We start from the raw sequence: 23,095 nt of genomic DNA, 5'->3' as shown, positions 1-23,095 counted from the left end.
TACAAAGCGGACCAGCTTGGGTCAGTAATACTGACCCCTTCCTGGCTGGCGAACCGTCACACAATTCAAGGAGCAGCCCACTATGTCTGGTGGAGATATTGCCGGCCTCATCGCTGCCGGAGTTTTTGCCATCCTCGTTGCCCTGCTGGCAATTCCGGTACTAAAACTCGGCAAGGTCTTTGACGAATTGCGGGTGACTATCCGCTCGGTCAGCGAGGGGACCACTCCGCTTATCGACGAAGTCACCACCACCGTTTCCACCACGAATTCGCAACTGCGGAAAGTGGACGGAATCACCAACAACGTCTCCGACGCCTCCGCCAACATCTCCGCCCTGTCCTCATTAGTGGCCGCGACTCTCGGGGCGCCGCTGATCAAGGTTGCAGCATTTTCCTACGGCGTTCGTTCGGCGTTCGGCGGACGCGGTAAGCACGCGCCCCGGCGCAGCAAATAACCGGCGCAGCACGTCGCCAGGGCCCCTAGTGGCTGGAAGCTCGAGTATAGGAGGGTCATCATGACCAAGCGGTTGATCTGGGTTGGTATCGGCGTCACCATTGGCGTTCTCGCCGTGCGTAAGGTTTCCGAGGCCAAAGAGAATTTCGGGCCGGAAGGACTTAACCGCAAGGTCGGTTCACTGTCCGACAGCATTGCCGGTTTCGCCGAGGCTCTCCGCGAAGGCATGACCCAGCGCGAAGCGGACCTGCGCATCGCCCTCGGCATCGATACGGACACAAGGGCCGGCGTCCGCCAGTAGATTTTCGGTGCCCCGATCGCGGGCGCCTCGGTATAACCGGAAGGTTTATTGATTCATGAAGTCCCACGAGATTGCACGGCGCTGGAATAACTACTTCAGCGAGCGGGGACACACCGTGGTGCCCTCAGCCTCGCTCGTTTCCAATGACCCGTCGTTGTTGTTCACCGTGGCGGGCATGGTGCCGTTCATTCCCTACCTGACAGCGAGGGAAACACCTCCGTATGACCGGGCAGTGAGCGTGCAAAAGTGCATCCGCACCGGCGACATCGAAGAAGTCGGCAAGACTGCCAGGCACGGTACTTTCTTCCAGATGTGCGGGAATTTCTCCTTCGGCGACTATTTCAAGGAAGAAGCCGTCGCAATGGCCTGGGAGCTGTTGACCAAAAACATCGACGACGGCGGCTTCGGCCTTCCTGCCGAGCGGTTGTGGATCACCGTGTATCAGGACGACGACGAGGCACTGCGGATCTGGCGCGACGAGGTCGGTGTTCCGGCCGAACGCATTCAGAAAATGGGACAGGCTGACAATTACTGGTCCACCGGCCAGCCCGGGCCGGCAGGGCCCTGTTCAGAGATTTTCTATGACCGGGGTCCCGCATACGGGATCGAAGGCGGTCCTGCTGCCGATGACGACCGTTACATTGAGATTTGGAACCTCGTCTTCATGCAGTACAAGCGCGGCGAGGGCACAGGCAAGGACAACTTCGAAATTCTCGGCGAACTGCCGAGCAAGAACATTGACACCGGACTCGGCATGGAACGCCTGGCGATGATTCTGCAGGGCGTCGAGAACATGTACGAGACTGACCAGGTCCGGCCGGTTCTCGATGCGGCTGCCGCACTCTCAGGCAAGGAATACACCAGCGCCGAGTCCGACGACGATCCGCACCATGTCGACGATGTGCGGATGCGTGTAGTCGCCGACCACATCCGGTCCTCCCTGATGCTGATATCCGACGGCGTGACGCCCTCGAACGAAGGCCGCGGCTATGTGCTGCGCCGTCTGATCCGGCGGGCCGTCCGCGCCATGCGGTTGCTCGGCGTCGAAAAAGCCTGCCTGCCGGACCTGTTGCCGGTTTCACGCGACGCCATGAAGAAGACCTACCCGGAGGTGGAAGCCGACTTCGAACGGATCAGCCGGATCGCCTACGCCGAAGAAAAGGCATTCCTGCGCACTATTGCTTCGGGAACTGCACGGCTTGAAGAGGCGGTCACCGGTTCGAAGTCCGACGGAACTCCGCTGTCCGGCGCCGACGCTTTCGCTCTGCATGACACCTATGGCTTCCCGATCGACCTGACACTGGAAATGGCTGCGGAAGCAGGCGTCCAGGTGGACGAGGCCGGCTTCCGGGCGCTGATGACCGAACAGCGCGAACGTGCCCAGGCTGACTCGCGCCAGAAAAAGCTCGGGCATGCGGATCTATCTGTTTTCAGCGAACTGCTTGCTGCCGGGGACACGGCCTTCACCGGCTATGACGAACTGGTCACGGAATCCACAGTGCGCGGCATTATCACCGCTGGTGCCAATATCCCGGCGGCCAAGGAGGGCCAGGAAGTCGAACTGGTCCTGGATGCCACGCCGTTCTACGCCGAGGCGGGCGGTCAGGCTGCCGACGTCGGCATGATCACCGGCAACGGCTTCGCCGTCGAGGTTCTTGACGTCCAGAGCCCCGTCAAGGGCTTGATCGTGCACAAGGGCGTCGTACGTGAAGGGGAAGTGGCCGTCGGAGCGCGTGCGCTTGCCACGGTCGACGCCCAGCGCCGGCAATCTGCCGAACAGGCCCATTCCGGAACGCATATTGTGCACGCTGCGCTGCACCAGATCCTCGGGCCTGAAGCGCTGCAGCGCGGCTCCTTCAACAAGGCCGGTTATCTCCGCTTCGACTTCGCCTGGGGCGAGGGATTGAGCCCGGCGGCGCGCAGCGAGATCGAAGAAGTGTCCAACCTCGCCATCCGGAACGACTTCCAAGTCGAGACAAAAGTCATGCCGCTGGACAAGGCCAAGGAGCTCGGTGCCACCGCGCTGTTTGGCGAAGCGTACGGCGACAAGGTGCGCGTCGTCGAAATCGACGGTGCCTGGTCACGCGAACTATGTGGTGGAACCCACGTTGGATCCACCTCACAGATCGGTAGTCTTACCTTGCTGGGTGAGCAGTCTGTCGGATCGGGCAACCGCCGGGTCGAGGCATTCGTCGGCATGGAGGCCTTCCGTCATCTGGCCGCTGAACGTGCTCTGGTGACAGAGTTGTCGGACATGCTCAAAGTCCCTTCGGTGCAGCTGCCCGAACGGATTTCCGCGACTTTGACCAAGCTCAAGACGGCGGAAAAGGAACTGGAACGGCTGCGCAAGGAACAGCTCGCTGCTTCCGCCGCGTCGCTGCTCTCGGCGGCGAAGGACATTGGCGGCGTGCGCGTGCTGTCACATAACGCCGGCGAGGTGGGCGGTGCCGACGATCTGAGGTCGTTGGCACTGGACCTGCGCAACAGGTTGGGATCGGACGCCTCCATGGTGGCCGTGGCAGGTGTGGCCAACTCCCGTCCGTTGATTCTGGTCGCCACCAACGAAGCGGCCCGGGAGACGGGTGTCAAAGCCGGTGCGCTGGTTAAACTCTCCGCCGGGGTTCTTGGCGGCGGCGGCGGCGGCAAGGACGATATTGCCCAGGGCGGTGGTTCTGATGTGCAGCGCATTGACGAGGCACTGTCCGCAATCAACGATGCTGTCGCAAAGCGAAGTTAGGCGTCCCGTGAACAGCGGGAGCGGTTACCGTCAGGGCGTCAAGCTCGGGGTCGATGTTGGCCTCGTGCGCGTGGGCCTTGCCAGTTGCGATGCGCACGGGGTGCTTGCCACCCCGGTGAAGACCCTCAAACGCGACGCGAAGAAAAACTCGGACGTACGGGTGATCGTGCGCGAAGCCGAGGAACGTGGGGCGGTGCAGATTTTCGTTGGTCTTCCGCAGACGTTGAAGGGCGGCGAGACCGCATCCGCCCGGATGGCCCGGGACTATGCGCTGCTCCTGGTCCAACACTTGGAACGGGCGTCAGCGCAGATTGAAGTACGACTGATTGATGAACGGTTGAGTACCGTCAGTGCACACAGGTCACTGTATGAGGCTGGTGTATCGGGGCGAAAACACCGTAAAGTAGTAGATCAGGCAGCTGCGGTTGGCATACTTCAACATGCCATCGATATGCAGCGGTCACTCAGCATGGACGTGGGGGTCGTGGTGAGCACCGGTGAGGCAAGCGATTCCGCCGGTCCAACTGACCCGATGGCAGAGCAGCCAAAGAGTCCTATGCACCCTGTGAGGCGGGAAGGAGACGATCAGTGAGTTCTGTATATCCGGATCGTTCCTCGACTGAGCATCGGAATGATTTTCCGGAGCCCTACGAGTACCACTATGAGTACAACGAGGAACACGTTCCGCTGAGCTCCCGCCGGGCACAGCGTCCCCAACGTCAACAGCGGCGTAATCGACGACGCCGGAAGACTATCGTCATGGCGCTGGCACTGGCGCTGTTCGCCGCCGTCGTCGTCTTTGCCGTCTCTTTTGTCAGCCCGTTCTTCGCAGGCGGTGAGGATCCACTTGCGGATTACCCGGGTCCGGGGACTGGTTCCGTGACTGTCGACGTCGAGCAGGGCGCGGCAACGATCACCATCGCGCAGAACCTTGTCAATAGCGGCGTCGTTGCAAGCACTGGAGCGTTCATGTCCGCATTGCAGGCCGACGACAGCGGAAACCTGATCCAGCCCGGCACGTATGAAATGAAAGAGAAGATGACCTCCGAGGACGCCGTCGCGGCCTTGTTGAATACCGACGAGACTGCCGTCCATTACGCCGCGGTGAATCAAGGACTCCGGCAGTCTGAAGTGTTCGAGATTCTCTCCAAGTCCTCCGGAGTTCCGCTGGAGGACTTCGAGGAGCTCGCGGAGGATCCGACACAGTTCGGTATCCCGAAGCAGGCACCCAACCTTGAGGGATACCTCTCTCCAGGACAGTACCGTTTCCCGCTGGATGCCAATGCCACCGAGATTGTCCAAATGCTGGTGGATAAGACCTTCTCCAATCTGGAAAAGGCAGGCGTCGAAGGTGCCGACAAACAGTACCGCATCCTCACCATCGCCAGCATTATCGAGGCCGAGGGCAGTCCGGAAGACTATCCCGAAATTGCCGGTGCCATCGCCAATCGGCTGAACGAGCCAATCAGTGAAATCGGCCGGTTCATCCAGTCCGATGCCACCGTCACGTACGGACTCGGCCGGAAGAGTTACGAACTGACAGCCGAGGAGAAGAACGACACCTCGAATCCGTACAACACGTATGCGAATCCCGGCCTCCCGATCGGGCCAATCGGATCACCGCTGCTGCCCGCCATCAAGGCCGCTGCCGATCCCCAGGACAACCCCTACTACTACTGGGTCACGGTGAACCTCGATACGGGGGAGACGCTCTATGCAGAGCGCCATGCCGAACATGTGGCAAATGTGAACCAGTACCAGCAGTGGTGCAGCGACAACCCGGGCAGGTGTCAGTAACCGGTGGGTCTGCCGGCACGGGCGGCTGTACTTGGATCACCGATTGGCCATTCCAAGTCACCCGCACTGCACAATGCCGCGTACCAGCACCTTGGGCTCGACATCCGCTATGACGCCATCGATGTCACCGAGGACCGGCTGCCTGCATTCATGGCCGGTGTCCGGTCGGAAACCGGCTGGGCTGGATTGTCCGTCACGATGCCGCTCAAGGCGGCGATGGTGGCACAGGTGGACGAACTTGCCGGCGCCGCAGCGGTGCTGCAGGTGCTCAATACCGTCACGTTCGACGGCGGTCGACTCACCGCGGATGCCGACGGGCCCGACGACGGGTCAGACGGGCGTACGCAGGCGAACGTGGGATCAATGCCGGGAACAACGCATCTGACCGGTCATAACACCGATGTCGTCGGAATAGTCCGGGCTATTGCCCATGCCGGTGGAACAGGCGAGACGAGTGCGGTCATCCTAGGCGCCGGAGGAACGTCGCTGGCAGCGGCGGCCGCTCTTGCCGACATCGGGGTCACCGACCTGACCCTGTGTGTCCGTACGCCGTCGCGGGCCACGGAGACCGTTGCGCTGGCTGAACGGTTCGGTCTGTCCGTCACCGTCGTGCCGCTGCGGGACAGCGCCGCAGTAGTGCGGCAAAGCCGCTTGGTGGTATCCACACTTCCTCCGCGGGCCGGCGATGAACTCGCAGCCGATCCGGTGCTGGCCGGTCCCGCCTTGGCCGATCCTGCGCTGGCCGGTCCCGCCATGGCCGATCCCGCCTTGGCCGATCCCGCCATGGCCGGAGCGACGGATAAAGACGGAGACGGGGACGCCGGCGTGCTGTTGGATGTCGCTTACGATCCGTGGCCGAGTGCCCTTGCAGCGGCGTGGGAGCGCCGCGGGGGGAAGATCGTTCCCGGACTCGAAATGCTGCTGTACCAGGGTCTCGAGCAGGTCCGCCTGTTCACCGGCGCACAATTCCGCGACGAACCCGGTGTCATAAACGCCATGTGTGACGCAGTGGGATTGCCCCGACGCGGTCGACAGTTACCGGACATGGCAGGATAGTTTCTATGTTGCGATGGTTGACGGCAGGCGAATCCCATGGTCCTGCGCTGGTAGGAATTCTTGAAGGTGTACCCGCCGGGGTGGAACTGACCACCGCCCGGATCCAGGACGCTCTGGCGCGGCGTCGCCTCGGCTACGGACGCGGCGCCAGGATGAAATTCGAGCAGGACCAGGTCCGCATTATTGGCGGCGTACGGCATGGGCTGACCCAGGGCGGACCGGTGGCCATTGAGGTGGGCAACACCGAATGGCCCAAGTGGGAAAAAATCATGGCCTCCGATCCAGTGGATCCGGAAGAACTGGCATCAATGGCCCGCAATGCGCCGCTGACCCGCCCCCGGCCCGGCCATGCCGACTTCACGGGGATGCAGAAGTACGGTTTCGATGAGGCCCGGCCGGTGCTGGAACGTGCGAGTGCCCGCGAAACGGCCGCCAGGGTGGCCATGGGTACGGTTGCCGCACAACTGCTGAAATATCTCGACATAGAACTGGTGAGCCACACCGTGGCGCTTGCCTCCGTCGAAGTGCCGGAGAACAGCCGGTTGCCGCACCCCTCGGATGTGCTCGCACTGGACGAGGACCCGCTGCGGTGTTTCGACCGGGATACTTCCAACGCGATGGTCGATGAAGTCGACGCCGCGCACAAAGAGGGCGAGACCCTGGGCGGCATCGTCGAGGTCCTCGCCTATGGCCTCCCTCCCGGACTGGGAAGTTATGTTCACTGGGACCGCAGGCTTGACTCGAGGCTCGCCGGAGCCCTCATGGGCATTCAGGCGATAAAGGGCGTCGAGGTCGGCGACGGCTTCCTGACCGCTTCACGTCGCGGGTCCGCCGCGCACGACGAAATAGTCCGGGACGACGAGGGCAAGATTGCCCGTTCCAGCAACCGCGCCGGTGGCATTGAGGGCGGCATGAGCATCGGCGAGGTCTTGCGCGTGCGTGCCGCGATGAAGCCAATCGCCACTGTGCCCCGGGCGTTGAAGACCATCGATGTAAGCACCGGCGAGGAAGCCAAGGCCCACCACCAGCGCTCCGATGTTTGCGCCGTGCCCGCTGCCGGCGTCGTCGCTGAAGCCATGGTTGCCCTGGTGCTGGCGGAGGCAGTCGTGGAAAAATTCGGCGGTGACTCCATTGCCGAAACCAAGCGGAATATGCGCAGCTATCTGGACAACATCCCCGATGCGCTGGGCTCGTCGGGCAGTAAATGAACAATCCGCCGATTGTACTGATCGGCCCCATGGCATCGGGAAAGTCCGCCGTCGGCCATGAGCTGGCGGCGTTGCTGGGGGTCGAATTCGCCGACACGGACAGGATAGTCACAAAAGCCTACGGGCCGATCCCCGAAATGTTCTCGCGTTACGGCGAACGGTTCTTCCGGGAAAAGGAAGCTGCTGCCGTTGCCACCCTCCTGGAACCGTCGGACGGGCCGGGACCGGTGATATCCGTCGGTGGCGGGGCCGTCTTCGACGCTGGAACCGCGCAGCTGCTGGAGACCTCCGCCGTCGTAGTTTATTTGTTGACTGATCTGGCAACTGTGCTGCCGCGGCTTTCCGGCAAGGGCCACCGGCCATTGTTGGCGCACGACCCGGTGGCGGCCTGGGTGCGGCTCTTCGACCTGCGCCGGCCGGTTTATGAACGGTTGGCCGACGTGACACTGGATACACGACGCGGGAACATCCGCGAATTGGCGGAAAGGCTGAAAGGCCAGCTGCTGGAAGGAGATTATCTACATTGAGCTTGAACGCAACCACCATCAAGGTTTCAGGTGCCAGCGCTGAGAATAATTACGACGTCGTCATCGGCCATGGCCTGTTGCCGCGGCTGCCGCCGGCGCTGGGGGAGCGGGTCCGCCGGGTCCTGGTGATCCATCCCCGGGCGCTCAGGAGCACCGGTGACGCCGTACGTGAAGACCTTGCCGCTGCCGGTCTGACCGCCGTTACCGCGGAAATCCCCGACGCCGAGGAGGGCAAGCACATCCAGGTGGCTTCGTTCTGCTGGCAGGTACTCGGGCAGAACGATTTCACCCGCTCGGATGCCATCGTCGCAGTCGGTGGAGGTGCCGTGACGGACCTTGCCGGGTTTGTCGCCGCGACCTGGCTGCGGGGCATCAAAGTGATCCATTTGCCTACCACTCTGCTCGGCATGGTGGATGCGGCGGTGGGCGGCAAGACCGGCATCAATACCTCCGAAGGTAAGAACCTTGTGGGCTCCTTCCATCCACCGGCTGCGGTGTTCGCTGATCTCGACGCGCTGCAGACCCTGCCGAAGAACGAACTGCTGACCGGTATGGCTGAGGTCGTCAAGTGCGGGTTTATCGCCGATCCGGCCATCCTGGACCTCATTGAGGCCGATCCTGAGGCCGTGGCTGATCCGGAGTCGACGGTGGTGCGGGAACTCGTGGAGCGGGCCATCGCCGTCAAGGCCGGCGTCGTCTCCGAGGACCTGAAGGAATCGGGCCTGAGGGAGATGCTGAACTACGGCCACACGCTGGCGCACGCCATCGAACTGGCCGAACGCTATCAGTGGCGGCACGGGGCGGCAGTCTCAGTTGGGTTGGTCTTCGCCGCCGAGCTGTCCCGGATGGTGGGGCGGCTCGATGACGCGACCGCCGACCGGCACAAGAGCATTCTTGAGTCGCTCGGATTGCCCGTCACCTACCGGCGTGACCGTTGGGCAACTCTGCTGGATGGCATGCGGCGGGATAAGAAGGCCCGCGGTGACCTGCTCCGCTTCGTGGTGCTCGATGGACTGGCGAAACCGGGGATGCTTGAGGTGCCTGATACGTCGCTGCTTTTTGCCGCGTACCAGGAGATCGCCAGCTGAGCACGCCGTACCGGTAGAATGGTCTGGCGGACTTTTCACCACCATTGACGCTTTATCCAAAGAACCCGACGAAAGAGATCCTGTGGCTTCAACCAACGACATCAAAAACGGCAGCGTACTGAACCTTGACGGTCAGCTCTGGAACGTCATTGAATTCCAGCACGTCAAGCCCGGGAAGGGTGGCGCTTTCGTTCGGACGAAGCTGCGGAACGTGCTTTCAGGCAAGGTCGTGGACAAGACCTTCAATGCGGGAACCAAGATCGACATGGCCACCGTGGACCGCCGTGACTACCAGTACCTGTACCAGGACGGTGAAGACTTCATCTTCATGGACAACCAGGACTACGACCAGGTTCTCGTGCCCGGGGCCGTGGTCGGAGATGCCACCAACTTCATGCTGGAAAACCAGAACGTGAACATTGCCATGCACGAAGGCGCCCCGCTCTACATTGAGTTGCCACCGTCGGTCACCTTGGAAATCACCTACACCGAGCCCGGCCTGCAGGGGGACCGCTCCAGTGGCGGCACCAAGCCCGCCACGCTGGAAACCGGCTACCAGATCGGTGTTCCGTTGTTCGTCGACAATGGCACCAAGGTCAAGGTCGACACCCGCACCGGCGAATACCTCGGGCGCGTCAACGAGTGAGCGCCCGTTCCAAGGCCCGGCGCCGGGCCGTAGACATTCTGTTTGAGGCTGAGCAGCGCGGGACTTCACCGGTGGAGGTGCTGCGGTACCGGCGGGAGAAGACCGACCAGACAATCAACCCGTACACCGTCGACCTGGTTGAAGGCGTCATCTCGCTGCAGGAAACGATCGACGAGTTCCTGCAGACCTACTCGCAGGGGTGGTCGCTGCAGCGGATGCCATCTGTGGACCGGGTTATCCTCCGCGTCGGCACGTGGGAGTTGCTGTACAACGACGAAATCCCCGACGGTGTCGCCGTCAGCGAGGCCGTCGCGCTGTCGAAGATGCTCTCGACTGATGAGTCGCCGTCGTTCATCAATGGACTTCTGGGACGCCTGCAGCAGCTGAAGCCCGGCCTGCTGGCCTGAGGCCGGTGGTGACCGAGCATCGGCGCGCTGTGGTAGTTTTTAGAACGCAAGCAACCTTTAATGGCCGTCCAGTGAGGCGGGAAAGGAGGCAGCAGGATAATGAGCATGCCCAGGACCGGGTCCGGGTCTGCACGGGTGGTTCTTGCTGACGCGGATATCGACCGCGCACTGACCCGTATAGCCCATGAAATCCTCGAAGCCAACAAGGGATCCAAGGATCTCGTTCTACTCGGCATCCCCCGCAGGGGCTTCCCATTGGCCCAACGTCTGGCCGCTAAGATCGCCGTCACAGACCCCGGTGTCGATGCCGCAGCCATCACCGGCCAGCTCGATGTCACGATGTTCCGCGACGATCTGCAGCGCCATCCGACGCGTTCGCCCATGCCGACACAGCTCCCCGCCAGCGGAATCGACGACAAGGTCGTCGTTCTGGTCGACGATGTGCTCTACTCCGGCAGGACTATCCGCTCGGCCCTGGACGCACTGGTGGATCTGGGACGCCCGCGCATCGTCCGGCTGGCCGTGCTCGTCGACCGCGGCCACCGGGAACTTCCGATCCGCGCGGACCATGTCGGCAAGAATCTACCCACCTCCACGGCCGAAAAGGTGCGGGTGCACCTGCGGGAGACCGATACCGCCAACGGAGCCGGCGTGGATGAAGTAGTGATTGAGGGTGGGCTATGAGGCACCTGCTGTCCACCCAGGATCTCAGCTACACGGACGCCGTCGGAATCCTCGATGTGGCCGAAGAGATGGCCGCCGTTGGGGAACGCGAAGTCAAGAAGCTTCCGGCCCTGCGCGGCCGCACCGTCGTCAATCTCTTTTTCGAGGATTCGACCAGGACCCGCATCTCCTTTGAGGCCGCGGCGAAACGGCTCTCCGCGGACGTAATCAACTTCGCCGCCAAGGGCTCGTCGGTCTCGAAGGGCGAGTCGCTCAAGGACACCGCGCAGACGCTGGAGGCGATGAGCGCCGACGCAGTCGTCATCCGGCACTGGGCATCGGGAGCACCGCAGCGGCTGGCCACTTCCGGATGGATCGACGCCGCCGTCATCAATGCCGGCGATGGCACGCATGAACACCCCACACAGGCCCTGCTTGACGCCTTTACCCTGCGCCATCACTGGTCCCGCCAGGCAGGCCACCGGTCGCCTGGTACGGATCTGTCCGGCATGCGGGTGGCTATCGTCGGGGACGTCCTGCATTCGCGGGTTGCCCGTTCCAATCTTTGGCTGCTGCAGACTCTTGGCGCCAAGGTCACTCTGGTGGCCCCGCCCACCCTGCTGCCAGTTGGCGCGGCCAGCTGGCCGTGCGATATCAGCTACGACCTGGACGAGACGCTCGGACAGGGAGTCGACGCGGTCATGATGCTGCGCCTGCAGGCCGAACGGATGAACGACGCTTTCTTCCCCTCCACCCGGGAGTATTCGCGCAAATGGGGATTCGACGACGGGAGGCTGCGGGCTCTCGGCGAACAGCCTGGCGCCGCCACGGTGATTATGCACCCGGGGCCGATGAACCGCGGCCTGGAAATCTCCTCCGCCGCAGCGGATTCGGAGCGGTCCACGGTGCTGGCACAGGTCCGCAATGGCGTTTCCGTCCGGATGGCCGCCCTCTACATGCTGCTCGCGGGCGATTCGCACCAGCAGAGCACACCGATTGAACAGAAAGGCGCGGTGCTATGACAGCGCAAGACCGTTACCTGATCAAGGGAGCCGACCTTGCCGGCGCCGGCCGTACGGATCTGCTGATCGAAGACGGACGGATCGCAGCGACCGGCCGCGGGGCCACCGGTAATGGCACAAAAGTCATCGACGCCGACGGGCTGGTCGCCTTGCCCGGTTTGGTCGATATGCACACGCATGTGCGTGAACCCGGACGCGAGGACGCCGAAACGGTGGAAACCGGAACCAGGGCCGCGGCGCTTGGCGGATTCACCGCCGTGCATGCCATGGCCAACAGCTCCCCGGTCGCCGACACTGCCGGCGTCGTCGAACAAGTACACAGCCTGGGCCGAAGGGCCGGCTGGGTGGATGTCCGTCCAGTTGGAGCCGTCACTATCGGCCTCGCAGGGGAGCGGCTGGCCGAGCTGGGCGCGATGGCGGATTCCCGCGCAAAGGTCCGGGTGTTTTCCGACGACGGCATCTGCGTCTCCGACCCGGTGCTGATGCGCCGGGCGCTTGAGTACGTCAAGGCGTTCGACGGCGTCATCGCCCAGCACGCGCAGGAGCCCCGCCTGACCGAAGGCGCCCAGATGAACGAAGGCGAGGTCTCGGCCGTGCTTGGCCTCGGCGGTTGGCCGGCCGTCGCCGAGGAGTCGATTATCGCGCGGGACGTCCTGCTGGCCAAGCATGTCGACTCCCGGCTGCACGTCTGCCATGTCTCCACGGCCGGATCGGTGGAAATCATCCGTTGGGCCAAGGACCGCGGCATTAAGGTCACCGCCGAGGTCACGCCCCATCACTTGTTGCTGACGGACGAACTGGTCCGCAGCTACGACCCGGTCTACAAGGTGAATCCGCCGCTGCGGACTGATGAAGATGTTCGCGCCCTCCGCCAGGGACTCGCGGACGGAACCATCGACGTCGTCGGCACAGACCACGCCCCGCATCCCACCGAAGCCAAGGACTGCGAATGGGCGCAGGCCGCGATGGGGATGACCGGACTTGAAACTGCATTGTCGGTGGTGCAGGAAACCATGGTGGAAACCGGAATGCTGGACTGGTCCGGCGTGGCACGCATAACCTCGACGACGCCGGCCGTCATCGGGCAACTGAAGGACCAGGGCCGCCCGCTGCAGGTGGGGGAGCCCGCCAACATCACCTTGATCGATCCGGCCGCCCGCTGGACGGTTGAGCCCTCGACGATGGCGACGAAGGGCCGGAACAGCCCGTTCGCGGGACGGCGACTGCCCGGCGCCGTCGTCGCCACGTTCTTCAACGGCCATCCAACCGTGCTCGAGGGCAAGCTCGGCACTCCGCGGTCAGGAGCTCCGGCATGGAACGAGTAACCGCCGTTCTCCTGAGCATCTGCGTCATCGCGGCCCTGCTGGCGCTGGTGGGTCTTGGCTGGCGCTCCCGGCTCAAGCGGCAGCAGCAGTTTGGTGAACTGCCCCCGGCACCGGCCGTACTCTCACCGGCGTCGCTGCTCGTCGAAGGGCAGTACGTGGTGACAACCACCGAAGGAGACTGGTTGGACCGCATCGCGGTGCACAGCCTCGGCGTAAAATCCAACGCTGCCTTGAGTATCCATGCCCAGGGCGTCCTGCTGCGACGTACCGGCGCCCGGGATGTCTTCATTCCAATCGGAGCGCTGACCCGGGTACGTACCGAGAGCGGCATGGCCGGCAAATTCGTCGAAAAGGAAGGCCTCGTGGTCCTCAGCTGGAACCTCGCAGGGCGCGGCGTCGACACGGCCTTCCGGACCAGGCACGCAGCGGAGAAGACACCGCTGGTGGAAGCCCTGGCCGAACTCCTACCCACAGAACCGCACAACGGCGACATCAAGGACAGACAGTGACAGAACAAGCAACCATTACCCCCGGCGCAGTGCTGGTCCTTGAGGACGGGCGGTCATTCCGCGGACACAGCTACGGCGCCACCGGAACCGCCCTCGGCGAGGCGGTGTTTGCCACCGGCATGACCGGGTACCAGGAGACGATCACCGATCCCTCCTATGCCCGCCAGCTCGTCGTGCAGACGGCACCGCATATCGGCAACACCGGAGTCAACCGCGACGACGCCGAATCCCGGCAGATCTGGGTGGCCGGCTACATCGTCCGCGATGCCGCCCGCCGGCCATCGAACTGGCGCTCCGAAATGAGCCTCGACGAGGACTTGCGAAATCAGGGCATCGTCGGCATCCAGGGCGTCGATACCCGTGCCATCACCCGGCATCTGCGCGAACGCGGTGCAATGCGTGCAGGAATTTTCTCGGGAGCGGAGGCAGCCCGGCCGGTGGACCAACTGCTGGCCGAAGTGACCGCCAGCGAGTCGATGGAAGGTTCGAGGCTGGCCGAGGAAGTCAGTATCGACAGGTCGTACGTGGTCGAGCCGTCCGCCAACGGCTGGGATGGCGACGTGAAATTCAGCATTGCCGCCGTCGACCTGGGCATTAAGTCCATGACGCCGCAGCGTCTCGCCGAACGCGGCGTGCGGGTGCACGTGCTTCCTGCGACGGCCACGCTGGAGGACATCGACGCGCTCGAAGTGGATGGCGTGTTCTACTCCAACGGGCCTGGCGATCCCGCCACGGCCGAGCACCAGGTGAAGCTGCTGCGCCAGGTCCTCAACCAACGGATTCCCTTTTTCGGAATCTGCTTCGGCAACCAGCTGCTTGGCAGGGCACTTGGCTTCGGCACCTACAAACTCCGTTACGGGCACCGCGGCATCAACGTTCCGGTGATGGACCGGCACACCGGCAAGGTCGAAATCACCAGCCAGAACCACGGTTTCGCCGTCGACGCCCCGCTGGACGGGCCGGTCGAGGCGCCAGAACCAGGATTCGGCCGGGTGGAAGTGAGCCACGTCTGCCTCAATGACGACGTCGTCGAGGGACTCAACTGCCTCGACATCCCCGCGTTCTCGGTCCAGTACCATCCCGAAGCCGCTGCCGGACCGCACGACGCCGCCTACCTCTTTGACCGTTTTATCGACATGATGGCCGGCAATCGCGCAAACGGCGCGCAGCCGGACCAGCACCATTCGGGCAACAACCAGCCCAGCCAGGAGAACCATGCCTAAGAGAACCGATCTGAACAGCGTCCTCGTCATTGGCTCGGGGCCTATCGTTATCGGGCAGGCCGCCGAGTTCGACTACTCCGGCACGCAGGCATTGCGTGTGCTGAAGGAAGAAGGCCTGCGGGTCATTCTGGTCAACTCCAACCCGGCGACCATCATGACGGACCCGGAATTCTCCGACGCCACCTACGTGGAGCCAATCACGCCCGAGGTGGTCGAGAAGATCATCGAAAAGGAGCGCCCGGATGCGCTGTTGCCGACTCTGGGTGGACAGACCGCGCTGAACACCGCCATCGCGTTGGATAAGAACGGCGTGCTGGCCAAGTACAACGTCGCGCTGATTGGTGCCAACGTCGAGGCTATCGAGGCGGGTGAGGACCGTTTCAAGTTCAAGGAGGTCGTGGCCCGCTGCGGCGCGGAATCGGCACGCTCCACCATCGTCCATTCGCTCGATGAGGCCTTCTCCGCCGCAGACGAGCTCGGCTATCCGATGGTGGTCCGGCCCTCCTTCACCATGGGCGGATTGGGCTCCGGGTTGGCCTACAACGCCGAGGATCTTCGCCGCATCGCCGGCGCCGGCATCCAGTACAGCCCGACCAGCGAGGTACTGCTCGAAGAGAGCATCCTCGGCTGGAAGGAGTACGAACTGGAGATGATGCGCGACACCAATGACAACGTCGTCGTCGTCTGCTCAATCGAGAACGTTGACCCGGTCGGCGTGCACACCGGCGACTCGATCACCGTTGCTCCGGCCCTGACCCTGACTGACCGCGAGTACCAGCGGCTGCGCGACATTTCCATTGCGGTTATCCGCGAGGTCGGCGTCGACACCGGCGGCTGCAACATTCAATTCGCCATCGAACCTGACACCGGCCGCGTCGTCGTCATTGAAATGAATCCGCGTGTCTCGCGGTCCTCTGCGCTGGCCTCGAAGGCCACAGGTTTTCCGATCGCCAAGATCGCCACGAAGCTCTCGCTCGGCTACACCCTGGACGAGATCCCGAACGACATCACCCGGCAGACGCCCGCCTCCTTCGAGCCGACGCTGGACTACGTCGTCGTGAAGGTGCCGCGGTTTGCCTTCGAGAAGTTCCCCGCCGCCGATCCGACTTTGACGACCACCATGAAGTCGGTCGGCGAGGCGATGGCAATCGGCCGCAACTTCACCGAGGCGCTGCAGAAAGCCCTGCGGTCACTCGAGCAGAAGGGCGCCTCCTTCCGGTTCGATTCCGTCAATGAACTCGATGTTCCCGATCTGGTGGCTGCCGCGGCACGTCCGACGACGGAGCGGCTCGCCCAGGTGCAGCAGGCGCTGCTGGGCGGGGCTGACATCGAGGAGTTGTACAAGAGCACCGGGATCGACCGGTGGTTCCTGGACCAGCTGCAGCTGCTCAATGAAGTCGCCGCGCAGATCAAGGCCTCCGCAGGGCTGAACGAGAATATCCTGCGTCTCGCCAAGCGGCACGGCTTCTCTGACGAGCAGATTGGCGCCTTGACGCACACCCCCGAGGCCGTCGTCCGTGGCGTCCGGCACGCCCTCGGCGTACGCCCGGTCTTCAAGACCGTGGACACCTGCGCGGCTGAATTCGCGGCCTACACCCCGTACCACTACTCGTCCTACGACGAGGAGGACGAGGTGGAACTGCACTCGAAGCCCTCGGTGATCATCCTCGGCTCCGGTCCCAACCGGATCGGGCAGGGGATCGAATTCGACTACTCCTGTGTGCACGCGTCGATGGCCCTGCGCGAAGCCGGCCACGAAACCGTAATGGTCAACTGCAACCCGGAAACCGTCTCCACCGACTACGACATTTCCTCCCGCCTCTACTTCGAACCATTGACCCTCGAGGACGTACTGGAGGTTATCGCAGCCGAGGAACGGACCGGGGGAGTGATGGGCGTATTTGTGCAGCTGGGCGGGCAGACACCCCTGAAGCTCGCGCAGGCATTGTCCGACGCCGGCATCCCCATCCTCGGCACCTCACCTGAGGCCATTGACCTGGCCGAACACCGTGGCGCGTTCAGCCGGGTGCTGGATCAAGCCGGCCTCATCGCGCCGAAGAACGGCACGGCTGTCTCCTTCGAGGAATCGAAAAAAATTGCCGACGAGATCGGCTACCCGGTCCTGGTCCGGCCTTCCTATGTCCTCGGTGGACGCGGTATGGAAATCGTCTATGACGAGCCGAGTCTGTCCCGGTACATCGCCAACGCCACCGAGATCACCACAGAGCATCCGGTCCTGATCGACCGCTTCCTGGAGGACGCGGTGGAGATCGACGTCGATGCGCTCTACGACGGCAAGGATCTGTATCTGGGCGGGATCATGGAGCACATTGAGGAGGCCGGGATCCATTCCGGCGACTCCGCCTGTGTGTTGCCCCCGATCACCCTCGGTGCAGACATCCTCGAGCGGGTCCGCACGGCCACCGAAGCCATTGCGGCCGGCGTCGGAGTCCGCGGGCTGATCAATATCCAGTTCGCCCTCGCCTCGGATGTTCTCTATGTGCTTGAAGCAAATCCGCGGGCCTCCCGCACAGTGCCGTTCGTCTCCAAGGCGACCGGGGTGCAGATGGCCAAGGCGGCGGCGCTGATCGGCACCGGCGTGAGCATCACGCATCTGCGCAGCGTCTACAAGTTGTTGCCGGAAACCGGCGACGGTGGCAGCCTGCCGGCCCAGGCCCCTGTTGCCGTCAAGGAGGCGGTGATGCCGTTCAGCCGGTTCCGCACTCCCGAAGGCACGGTCGTCGACTCGCTGCTCGGGCCGGAGATGCGTTCCACCGGCGAGGTGATGGGAATCGACCAGCACTTCGACACTGCCTTCGCCAAAAGCCAGGCCGCCACGAACAACCCGCTGCCGACGTCGGGCAAGATCTTTGTCTCCGTTGCCAACCGGGACAAGCGTTCGATCATCATGCCGGTCAAGCGGCTGACCGATCTTGGCTTCGAGATCCTCTCCACCGGGGGCACCGCGGACGTCCTGCGCCGTAATGGCATCCAGGCGACGACCGTGCGCAAGGTGGCCGAAGGCAGCAGCGAGGACGGCCAGAGAACGATCGTCGACATTATCAATGCCGGCGGTGTGGACATGATCTTCAACACCCCCTCCGGGGGACAGGCACGCGGCGATGGCTACGAGATCCGTGCAGCGGGGATCTCGGTGGGACGACCGGTGATCACGACGGTGGCAGAATTCGGTGCTGCCGTACAGGCCATCGAAGCGATGCGCACTTTCGAGTGGAACGTGACGCCCCTGCAGGAGCACGCCGCCAAGCTCGCGGCTGCCTTCGCCGCGGCGGCCGAATGAGCGGAGCGGACCGGCTACCGTTCGGGGCGCGGCTGGAACAGGCGATGGCCGGCCGGGGAAATCTCTGTGTCGGCATCGACCCGCACCCGCAACTGCTGAAGGATTGGGGACTGGAGGATTCGCCAGCCGGATTGGAGAGCTTTTCGCTCCGCGTCGTTTCGGCGCTGGCCGGCGAAATCGCCGTCCTGAAGCCGCAGGTGGCGCTCTTTGAGCGGCACGGATCGGCTGGCATCGCCGTGCTGGAAAAGACTCTCGCCGCCGCGGCGGAAGCCGGAACCCTGACGTTGGCGGACGCTAAACGCGGCGACATCGGCTCGACGATGGCTGCCTACGCCGACGCCTGGCTGCGCGATGGTTCCGCCCTGGCCGCGGACGCCGTCACGCTAAGCCCCTACCTGGGCTTTGAGTCGCTGCGTCCGGCGCTTGACCTTGCCCGGCAGACCGGGCGGGGGGTGTTTGTGCTGGCCCTGACCTCCAATCCGGAGGGCGCCACCGTTCAGCACCGCGGAGAGCCGGGCTCGGTCGCCAAGGGTATTGTCCGGGCAGCGGCGGCCGAAAACCACGACGACGGCGGCGGGGACGGCGGGACGCTCGGCTCGGTCGGACTTGTCGTCGGTGCCACCACCGGCAACGCCCTGAAACAGCTGGGCATCAACCTGCAACGGCTGAATGGACCGATCCTGGCGCCGGGGCTCGGAGCCCAGGGCGCCACGCCGTCGGACATCAAGGCGACCTTCGGACCCGTCTTTGACCGAGTACTGGCGAGCACCAGCCGCGGCGTGCTGCAGGCCGGTCCCGCTGAGCGGGGTCTGCTCGCCGCCGCCACAGCCGTCCGGGACGAACTGTCAGCCCTGCGTGACTAGCGCGGGCACACCTGTCCTGTTGATTTTGGTGCGGCCTTGCGGATAGGTTCAGTTCAAGTCCAACCACCGACGCGCCCTCGATCGGCAGCGCCTTACTCTTGCCTCCAGGAGTCATACGTGAGTCTTCGACCATTGTCCGACAGCGAACGCGACGCGGCACGCCACAAGGCAACAGCGGCCAGGGCGGCACGGGCAACAGTCAAAGCTGAACTGAAATCGGGTGAAACCACTGTGGCGGATGTGATTGCCCGCAGCGCGGAAAACGAAGCTATCGGAAGGCTGAAAGTGTCGGACCTGCTGGAGTCCCTGCCGGGTGTCGGCAAGGTCCGCGCCACCGCCATTATGGAAGAGGTGGGAATCGCCCCCACCCGCCGGGTCCGCGGCCTGGGTGTGCATCAGCGGGCGGCCCTGATCGCCCATCTGGGAGAGCGTTAAGTGGCAGCGGGAAATGTGGCACATGGCCTCACGGTCCTCGCCGGTCCCACGGCCGTGGGCAAGGGAACTGTATCGACGTACATCCGGGACCACTATCCGCACGTCTGGCTCTCCGTCTCCGCAACCACCCGCCCACCCCGCCCAGGCGAGAAGGAGGGCGTGCACTACTACTTCGTAAGCCCTGAACGGTTCGACGAGCTGGTTGCCACCGGAGAAATGCTGGAATGGGCGGTTGTGCATGGCAGGAACCGCTACGGGACCCTCCGCAGCACCGTCGAGCAGGCCGTGGCCGAAGGCAGGTCGGTGTTGCTGGAGATCGATCTGCAAGGAGCCCGCCAGGTGCGGGAGAAAATGCCCGAGGCGAATTTCGTCTTCCTGTCGCCGCCGAGCTGGGACGAAATGGTCCGCCGGCTTGTGGGACGGGGCACTGAAACAGCCCTTGAACAGCAAAGACGGCTGGAAACCGCTAAACTGGAACTTGCTGCCGAATCCGAGTTCGACCATACCGTCGTTAATGACGACGTCCAACGGGCGGCAGCAGAGCTTGTATCACTCATGGGACTGGCCCCCAGCGAACGCACCTGAACACGGGCAGCGGCGCGCCCCGGCCTTACCCAACCGAATTTGGAGATTTTGTGTCGACACACAACGAAGGCATCATCAACCCGCCGATCGACTCGCTGCTGGAAGCATCTGATTCCAAGTACGCGTTGGTCATCTACGGTGCAAAGCGCGCGCGCCAGATCAATGCCTACTACGCGCAGCTGCACGAGGGTCTCTTCGAGTACGTCGGCCCGCTGGTGGACACCAAGCTCAACGAGAAGTCCCTTTCGATCGCACTGCGCGAAATTGACGAAGGAATGCTGGTTTCCACTCCGATCGAGCCTTCGGGCGAGTAGCAGTACCGGAACTAAAAGAGCAGCGGCGGCGTGCGTATCATCCTGGGTGTAGGCGGCGGAATCGCCGCCTACAAGTCAGCCACGCTGCTGCGGCTCTTCACCGAAGCCGGCCATTCCGTCACTGTCATCCCGACGGCGTCGGCCGGCAAGTTCGTCGGCCGCGCCACTTGGGAGGCGCTCTCCGGACATAAAGTACCGGAGGGAATATTCGACGACGTCGACAAGGTCAACCATGTGCGTCTCGGCCAGGAGGCCGACCTGATTGTGGTCGCCCCGGCGACGGCAGACCTGTTGGCGCGAGCCGCGGCCGGTCTGGCTAACGACCTGCTGACCAACACGTTGCTGATGGCGGCTTGCCCGGTCCTGATGGCCCCCGCCATGCACACGGAAATGTGGCGTCACCCGGCCACTTCGGCCAACGTTAAGCTGCTGCGCGAACGCGGGATTGCCGTAATGGAGCCAGCATCAGGGCGCCTGACGGGCGTCGATTCCGGTCCGGGCCGGCTGCCGGAGCCGGACGAAATCTACGCCGCGGCGATGAATACCGCCGACGGAGCTTCCAAGGCACCTGCCGAAGCCCGGCCGGCCACTCAAGCTACCGCCTTTGAAACCGCAGCAGCCCAAAGAGCTGACGCTCAACCGGCAGCCGGTCCGCTTGCGGGCAGGACCATTGTTATCACCGCCGGTGGCACCCGCGAACCGTTGGATCCCGTGCGCTATCTGGGCAACCGGTCCTCCGGCAAACAAGGCGCCGCCTTGGCGAAAGCAGCCCTGGACGCGGGAGCCGCCGTGCACTTCATCGCAGCCCACATGGAAGTCCAGCCACCCGCCGGTGCCGAGGTCACCGCCGTCGAAACCGCCCTTGAGTTGCGGGAGGCGGCACAGGCTGCCGCGAAGTCTGCCGACGTCGTCATCATGGCCGCCGCTGTGGCGGATTTCCGCCCTGCTGAACTTTCCGGAAGCAAAATCAAGAAGCGCGACGACGGCCAGGATCCCGTCATCACGCTTGTCCGCAATCCGGACATCCTGCAGGAACTCGTGCAGGACCGTGACGCCGCCGGTTCCACCGGGGTGCCGCTGATCGTGGGTTTCGCTGCGGAAACGGGCGACGAAGAGTCCGACATCCTCGGTTACGCGCGCCGCAAAGTCGAGCGGAAAGGCTGCGATCTGCTGGTGCTCAACCAGGTTGGTACCGGTGTCGTCTTCGGACAAGACGAAACGGCGGTTCAAATCCTGAGTCCTGGCACCGAGGACACTGAAGCCGCGTCTGGCTCGAAGGCGGACGTCGCCGTCGCGATCATGGAGCGCATCGCGGTGGAACTCAAAACACAGCGCTGATCCTTGCAGCTCTCAACGCAAGGTCACATCATCCATCCGGAACACGCGAAACCAGTAGAGTGATCAAGTGACTTCAGCTAATACCGCCCTGCGCCTTTTCTCCTCCGAGTCTGTCACCGAGGGACATCCGGACAAGATCTGCGACCAAATCAGTGACGCGATCCTCGACGCCATGCTGCGCGCCGATCCCAACTCGCGGGTTGCCGTCGAGACCCTTGTCACTACGGGTCTGGTCCATGTGGCCGGGGAGGTAACGACCGACGGATACGTCGAGATTCCGCAGATCGTCCGGGACACGATCCTGAATATCGGCTACAACTCCTCGGATAAAGGCTTCGACGGCGCGCGCTGTGGGGTTTCCATCTCCATTGGTCAGCAGTCGGCCGAAATCGCCAGCGGAGTATTCACCTCGCTCGAGACCCGCCAGGGCAGCAGCAAGGATCCGTTCGACGCCCAAGGCGCCGGCGACCAGGGCATCATGTTTGGCTATGCCACGGACGAAACCCCCTCGTTGATGCCGGCGCCGATTTCGCTGGCACACCGGCTCTCCGAACGATTGACAGAAGTCCGCAAAAACGGCCTGCTGGACTACCTTCGTCCCGACGGCAAGACACAGGTCACGATTGGATACGACGGCGATGTACCGGTTTCCGTCGACACCGTCGTCGTTTCAAGCCAGCACGAGGCGCAGGTATCCCTCGATACCCTGCGGGCGGATCTGGCCACGCATGTGATTGATCCTGTACTGGCCGGCTCCAATCTTGACTCCTCCAACGTCAGGCACATCCTCAATCCCGGCGGCGCCTTCATCATTGGCGGGCCGGTAGGCGACGCCGGACTGACCGGCAGGAAAATCATCGTGGACACCTACGGCGGCATGGCCCGCCATGGCGGGGGAGCCTTCAGCGGCAAAGACCCGTCAAAGGTTGACCGTTCGGCGGCTTACGCCATGCGTTGGGTGGCGAAGAACGTCGTCGCGGCCGGCCTGGCCCGGCGGGCGGAGATCCAGGTGGCCTATGCCATCGGCCAGGCAAATCCGGTGGGCATTTATGTTGAAACTTTCGGTACCGAAACTGTGGACCCGTACCGGATTGGAACCGCGATCCGTGAAATCTTCGACCTGCGGCCGCTGGGCATCATCCACGACCTCGATTTGAAGCGTCCCATTTACCAGAAGACCGCCGCCCACGGGCACTTTGGCCGCGACGCCGAGGAATTCTCCTGGGAGCGCACGGACCGGGTTGCCGAGCTAAAGGCCTACTTTAACGCCTGACGCCGGTACGCATCGATCTTTGTC

Annotated in this window: 23 protein-coding genes; all 23 read left to right on the top strand. The window is 63.5% G+C overall.

Going from position 1 to position 23,095, the window contains the following annotated elements:
• Positions 1-82 precede the first annotated feature (82 nt).
• Complete coding sequence (locus tag ACX80B_RS14820) at positions 83-454, top strand: DUF948 domain-containing protein (RefSeq protein WP_459297494.1); 372 nt, start codon at positions 83-85, stop codon at positions 452-454.
• Positions 455-514: 60 nt separating this feature from the next.
• Entirely contained in the window at positions 515-754 is a 240-nt protein-coding gene (locus ACX80B_RS14815; protein WP_459297492.1) for a hypothetical protein, read from the top strand.
• Positions 755-809: 55 nt separating this feature from the next.
• Positions 810-3,491 (top strand): alanine--tRNA ligase, encoded by a 2,682-nt coding sequence (alaS, locus tag ACX80B_RS14810; protein ID WP_459297490.1) that lies wholly within the window; start codon positions 810-812, stop codon positions 3,489-3,491.
• Entirely contained in the window at positions 3,469-4,083 is a 615-nt protein-coding gene (gene ruvX, locus ACX80B_RS14805; protein ID WP_459297488.1) for a Holliday junction resolvase RuvX, read from the top strand. Before alaS ends, ruvX begins: the two co-directional genes overlap by 23 nt.
• Positions 4,080-5,288 carry an endolytic transglycosylase MltG gene (mltG, locus tag ACX80B_RS14800; RefSeq protein ID WP_459297486.1) on the top strand — a complete coding sequence of 403 codons (1,209 nt, stop codon included), beginning with the start codon at positions 4,080-4,082 and terminating at the stop codon, positions 5,286-5,288. Before ruvX ends, mltG begins: the two co-directional genes overlap by 4 nt.
• Before the next feature lie 9 nt (positions 5,289-5,297).
• Positions 5,298-6,344 carry a shikimate dehydrogenase family protein gene (locus ACX80B_RS14795; RefSeq protein WP_459297604.1) on the top strand — a complete coding sequence of 349 codons (1,047 nt, stop codon included), beginning with the start codon at positions 5,298-5,300 and terminating at the stop codon, positions 6,342-6,344.
• A gap of 5 nt (positions 6,345-6,349) precedes the next feature.
• Positions 6,350-7,552: a chorismate synthase gene (gene aroC / locus ACX80B_RS14790; RefSeq protein ID WP_459297484.1), complete on the top strand. Its 1,203-nt coding sequence runs from the start codon at positions 6,350-6,352 to the stop codon at positions 7,550-7,552.
• A gap of 29 nt (positions 7,553-7,581) precedes the next feature.
• Positions 7,582-8,079: a shikimate kinase gene (locus tag ACX80B_RS14785; RefSeq protein ID WP_459297482.1), complete on the top strand. Its 498-nt coding sequence runs from the start codon at positions 7,582-7,584 to the stop codon at positions 8,077-8,079.
• Complete coding sequence (gene aroB, locus ACX80B_RS14780; protein ID WP_459297480.1) at positions 8,076-9,167, top strand: 3-dehydroquinate synthase; 1,092 nt, start codon at positions 8,076-8,078, stop codon at positions 9,165-9,167. Before ACX80B_RS14785 ends, aroB begins: the two co-directional genes overlap by 4 nt.
• A gap of 82 nt (positions 9,168-9,249) precedes the next feature.
• Entirely contained in the window at positions 9,250-9,813 is a 564-nt protein-coding gene (efp, locus tag ACX80B_RS14775) for an elongation factor P (protein ID WP_026535613.1), read from the top strand.
• Positions 9,810-10,220, top strand: a complete 411-nt coding sequence (gene nusB / locus ACX80B_RS14770; RefSeq protein ID WP_459297478.1) for a transcription antitermination factor NusB — start codon at positions 9,810-9,812, stop codon at positions 10,218-10,220. The genes efp and nusB overlap by 4 nt, the downstream gene beginning before the upstream one ends.
• A 99-nt stretch (positions 10,221-10,319) precedes the next feature.
• A complete protein-coding gene (pyrR, locus tag ACX80B_RS14765; RefSeq protein WP_459297476.1) occupies positions 10,320-10,904 on the top strand; it encodes a bifunctional pyr operon transcriptional regulator/uracil phosphoribosyltransferase PyrR in 585 nt (194 codons plus the stop codon).
• Complete coding sequence (locus ACX80B_RS14760; protein ID WP_459297474.1) at positions 10,901-11,905, top strand: aspartate carbamoyltransferase catalytic subunit; 1,005 nt, start codon at positions 10,901-10,903, stop codon at positions 11,903-11,905. Before pyrR ends, ACX80B_RS14760 begins: the two co-directional genes overlap by 4 nt.
• Positions 11,902-13,230: a dihydroorotase gene (locus tag ACX80B_RS14755; protein ID WP_459297472.1), complete on the top strand. Its 1,329-nt coding sequence runs from the start codon at positions 11,902-11,904 to the stop codon at positions 13,228-13,230. The genes ACX80B_RS14760 and ACX80B_RS14755 overlap by 4 nt, the downstream gene beginning before the upstream one ends.
• Positions 13,218-13,739, top strand: a complete 522-nt coding sequence (locus ACX80B_RS14750) for a PH-like domain-containing protein (RefSeq protein ID WP_459297470.1) — start codon at positions 13,218-13,220, stop codon at positions 13,737-13,739. The genes ACX80B_RS14755 and ACX80B_RS14750 overlap by 13 nt, the downstream gene beginning before the upstream one ends.
• On the top strand, positions 13,736-14,962 hold the full coding sequence (carA, locus tag ACX80B_RS14745) for a glutamine-hydrolyzing carbamoyl-phosphate synthase small subunit (protein ID WP_459297468.1): 1,227 nt from the start codon (positions 13,736-13,738) through the stop codon (positions 14,960-14,962). Before ACX80B_RS14750 ends, carA begins: the two co-directional genes overlap by 4 nt.
• Positions 14,955-18,263, top strand: a complete 3,309-nt coding sequence (gene carB, locus ACX80B_RS14740; RefSeq protein ID WP_459297466.1) for a carbamoyl-phosphate synthase large subunit — start codon at positions 14,955-14,957, stop codon at positions 18,261-18,263. Before carA ends, carB begins: the two co-directional genes overlap by 8 nt.
• Entirely contained in the window at positions 18,260-19,126 is an 867-nt protein-coding gene (gene pyrF, locus ACX80B_RS14735; protein WP_459297464.1) for an orotidine-5'-phosphate decarboxylase, read from the top strand. Before carB ends, pyrF begins: the two co-directional genes overlap by 4 nt.
• 117 nt (positions 19,127-19,243) lie before the next feature.
• Positions 19,244-19,561, top strand: coding sequence for an integration host factor, actinobacterial type (gene mihF / locus ACX80B_RS14730; protein WP_459297462.1), 318 nt, complete (start codon positions 19,244-19,246; stop codon positions 19,559-19,561).
• Positions 19,562-20,146 (top strand): guanylate kinase, encoded by a 585-nt coding sequence (gene gmk, locus ACX80B_RS14725; RefSeq protein WP_459297460.1) that lies wholly within the window; start codon positions 19,562-19,564, stop codon positions 20,144-20,146.
• A gap of 50 nt (positions 20,147-20,196) precedes the next feature.
• A complete protein-coding gene (gene rpoZ, locus ACX80B_RS14720) occupies positions 20,197-20,460 on the top strand; it encodes a DNA-directed RNA polymerase subunit omega (RefSeq protein WP_459297458.1) in 264 nt (87 codons plus the stop codon).
• A 30-nt stretch (positions 20,461-20,490) separates the two neighbouring features.
• Positions 20,491-21,798, top strand: a complete 1,308-nt coding sequence (locus tag ACX80B_RS14715; RefSeq protein WP_459297456.1) for a bifunctional phosphopantothenoylcysteine decarboxylase/phosphopantothenate synthase — start codon at positions 20,491-20,493, stop codon at positions 21,796-21,798.
• A gap of 67 nt (positions 21,799-21,865) precedes the next feature.
• Positions 21,866-23,071, top strand: a complete 1,206-nt coding sequence (metK, locus tag ACX80B_RS14710) for a methionine adenosyltransferase (RefSeq protein WP_459297454.1) — start codon at positions 21,866-21,868, stop codon at positions 23,069-23,071.
• The last annotated feature ends 24 nt before the right edge of the window (positions 23,072-23,095 follow it).

It is taken from the genome of Arthrobacter monumenti (assembly GCF_054511255.1).
Note: the sequence above shows the minus strand (reverse complement) of the source record. Positions and strands in the feature narration are given on the sequence as shown.

What these genes read in the sequence shown, in the direction of transcription:
- ACX80B_RS14820 (WP_459297494.1), top strand. Translation starts at nt 83, where the DNA reads ATGTCTGGTGGAGATATTGCCGGCCTCATCGCTGCCGGAGTTTTTGCC.
- ACX80B_RS14815 (WP_459297492.1), top strand. Translation starts at nt 515, where the DNA reads ATGACCAAGCGGTTGATCTGGGTTGGTATCGGCGTCACCATTGGCGTT.
- alaS (WP_459297490.1), top strand. Translation starts at nt 810, where the DNA reads ATGAAGTCCCACGAGATTGCACGGCGCTGGAATAACTACTTCAGCGAG.
- ruvX (WP_459297488.1), top strand. Translation starts at nt 3,469, where the DNA reads ATGCTGTCGCAAAGCGAAGTTAGGCGTCCCGTGAACAGCGGGAGCGGT.
- aroC (WP_459297484.1), top strand. Translation starts at nt 6,350, where the DNA reads ATGTTGCGATGGTTGACGGCAGGCGAATCCCATGGTCCTGCGCTGGTA.
- ACX80B_RS14785 (WP_459297482.1), top strand. Translation starts at nt 7,582, where the DNA reads ATGGCATCGGGAAAGTCCGCCGTCGGCCATGAGCTGGCGGCGTTGCTG.
- pyrR (WP_459297476.1), top strand. Translation starts at nt 10,320, where the DNA reads ATGAGCATGCCCAGGACCGGGTCCGGGTCTGCACGGGTGGTTCTTGCT.
- ACX80B_RS14760 (WP_459297474.1), top strand. Translation starts at nt 10,901, where the DNA reads ATGAGGCACCTGCTGTCCACCCAGGATCTCAGCTACACGGACGCCGTC.
- ACX80B_RS14755 (WP_459297472.1), top strand. Translation starts at nt 11,902, where the DNA reads ATGACAGCGCAAGACCGTTACCTGATCAAGGGAGCCGACCTTGCCGGC.
- ACX80B_RS14750 (WP_459297470.1), top strand. Translation starts at nt 13,218, where the DNA reads ATGGAACGAGTAACCGCCGTTCTCCTGAGCATCTGCGTCATCGCGGCC.
- carB (WP_459297466.1), top strand. Translation starts at nt 14,955, where the DNA reads ATGCCTAAGAGAACCGATCTGAACAGCGTCCTCGTCATTGGCTCGGGG.
- pyrF (WP_459297464.1), top strand. Translation starts at nt 18,260, where the DNA reads ATGAGCGGAGCGGACCGGCTACCGTTCGGGGCGCGGCTGGAACAGGCG.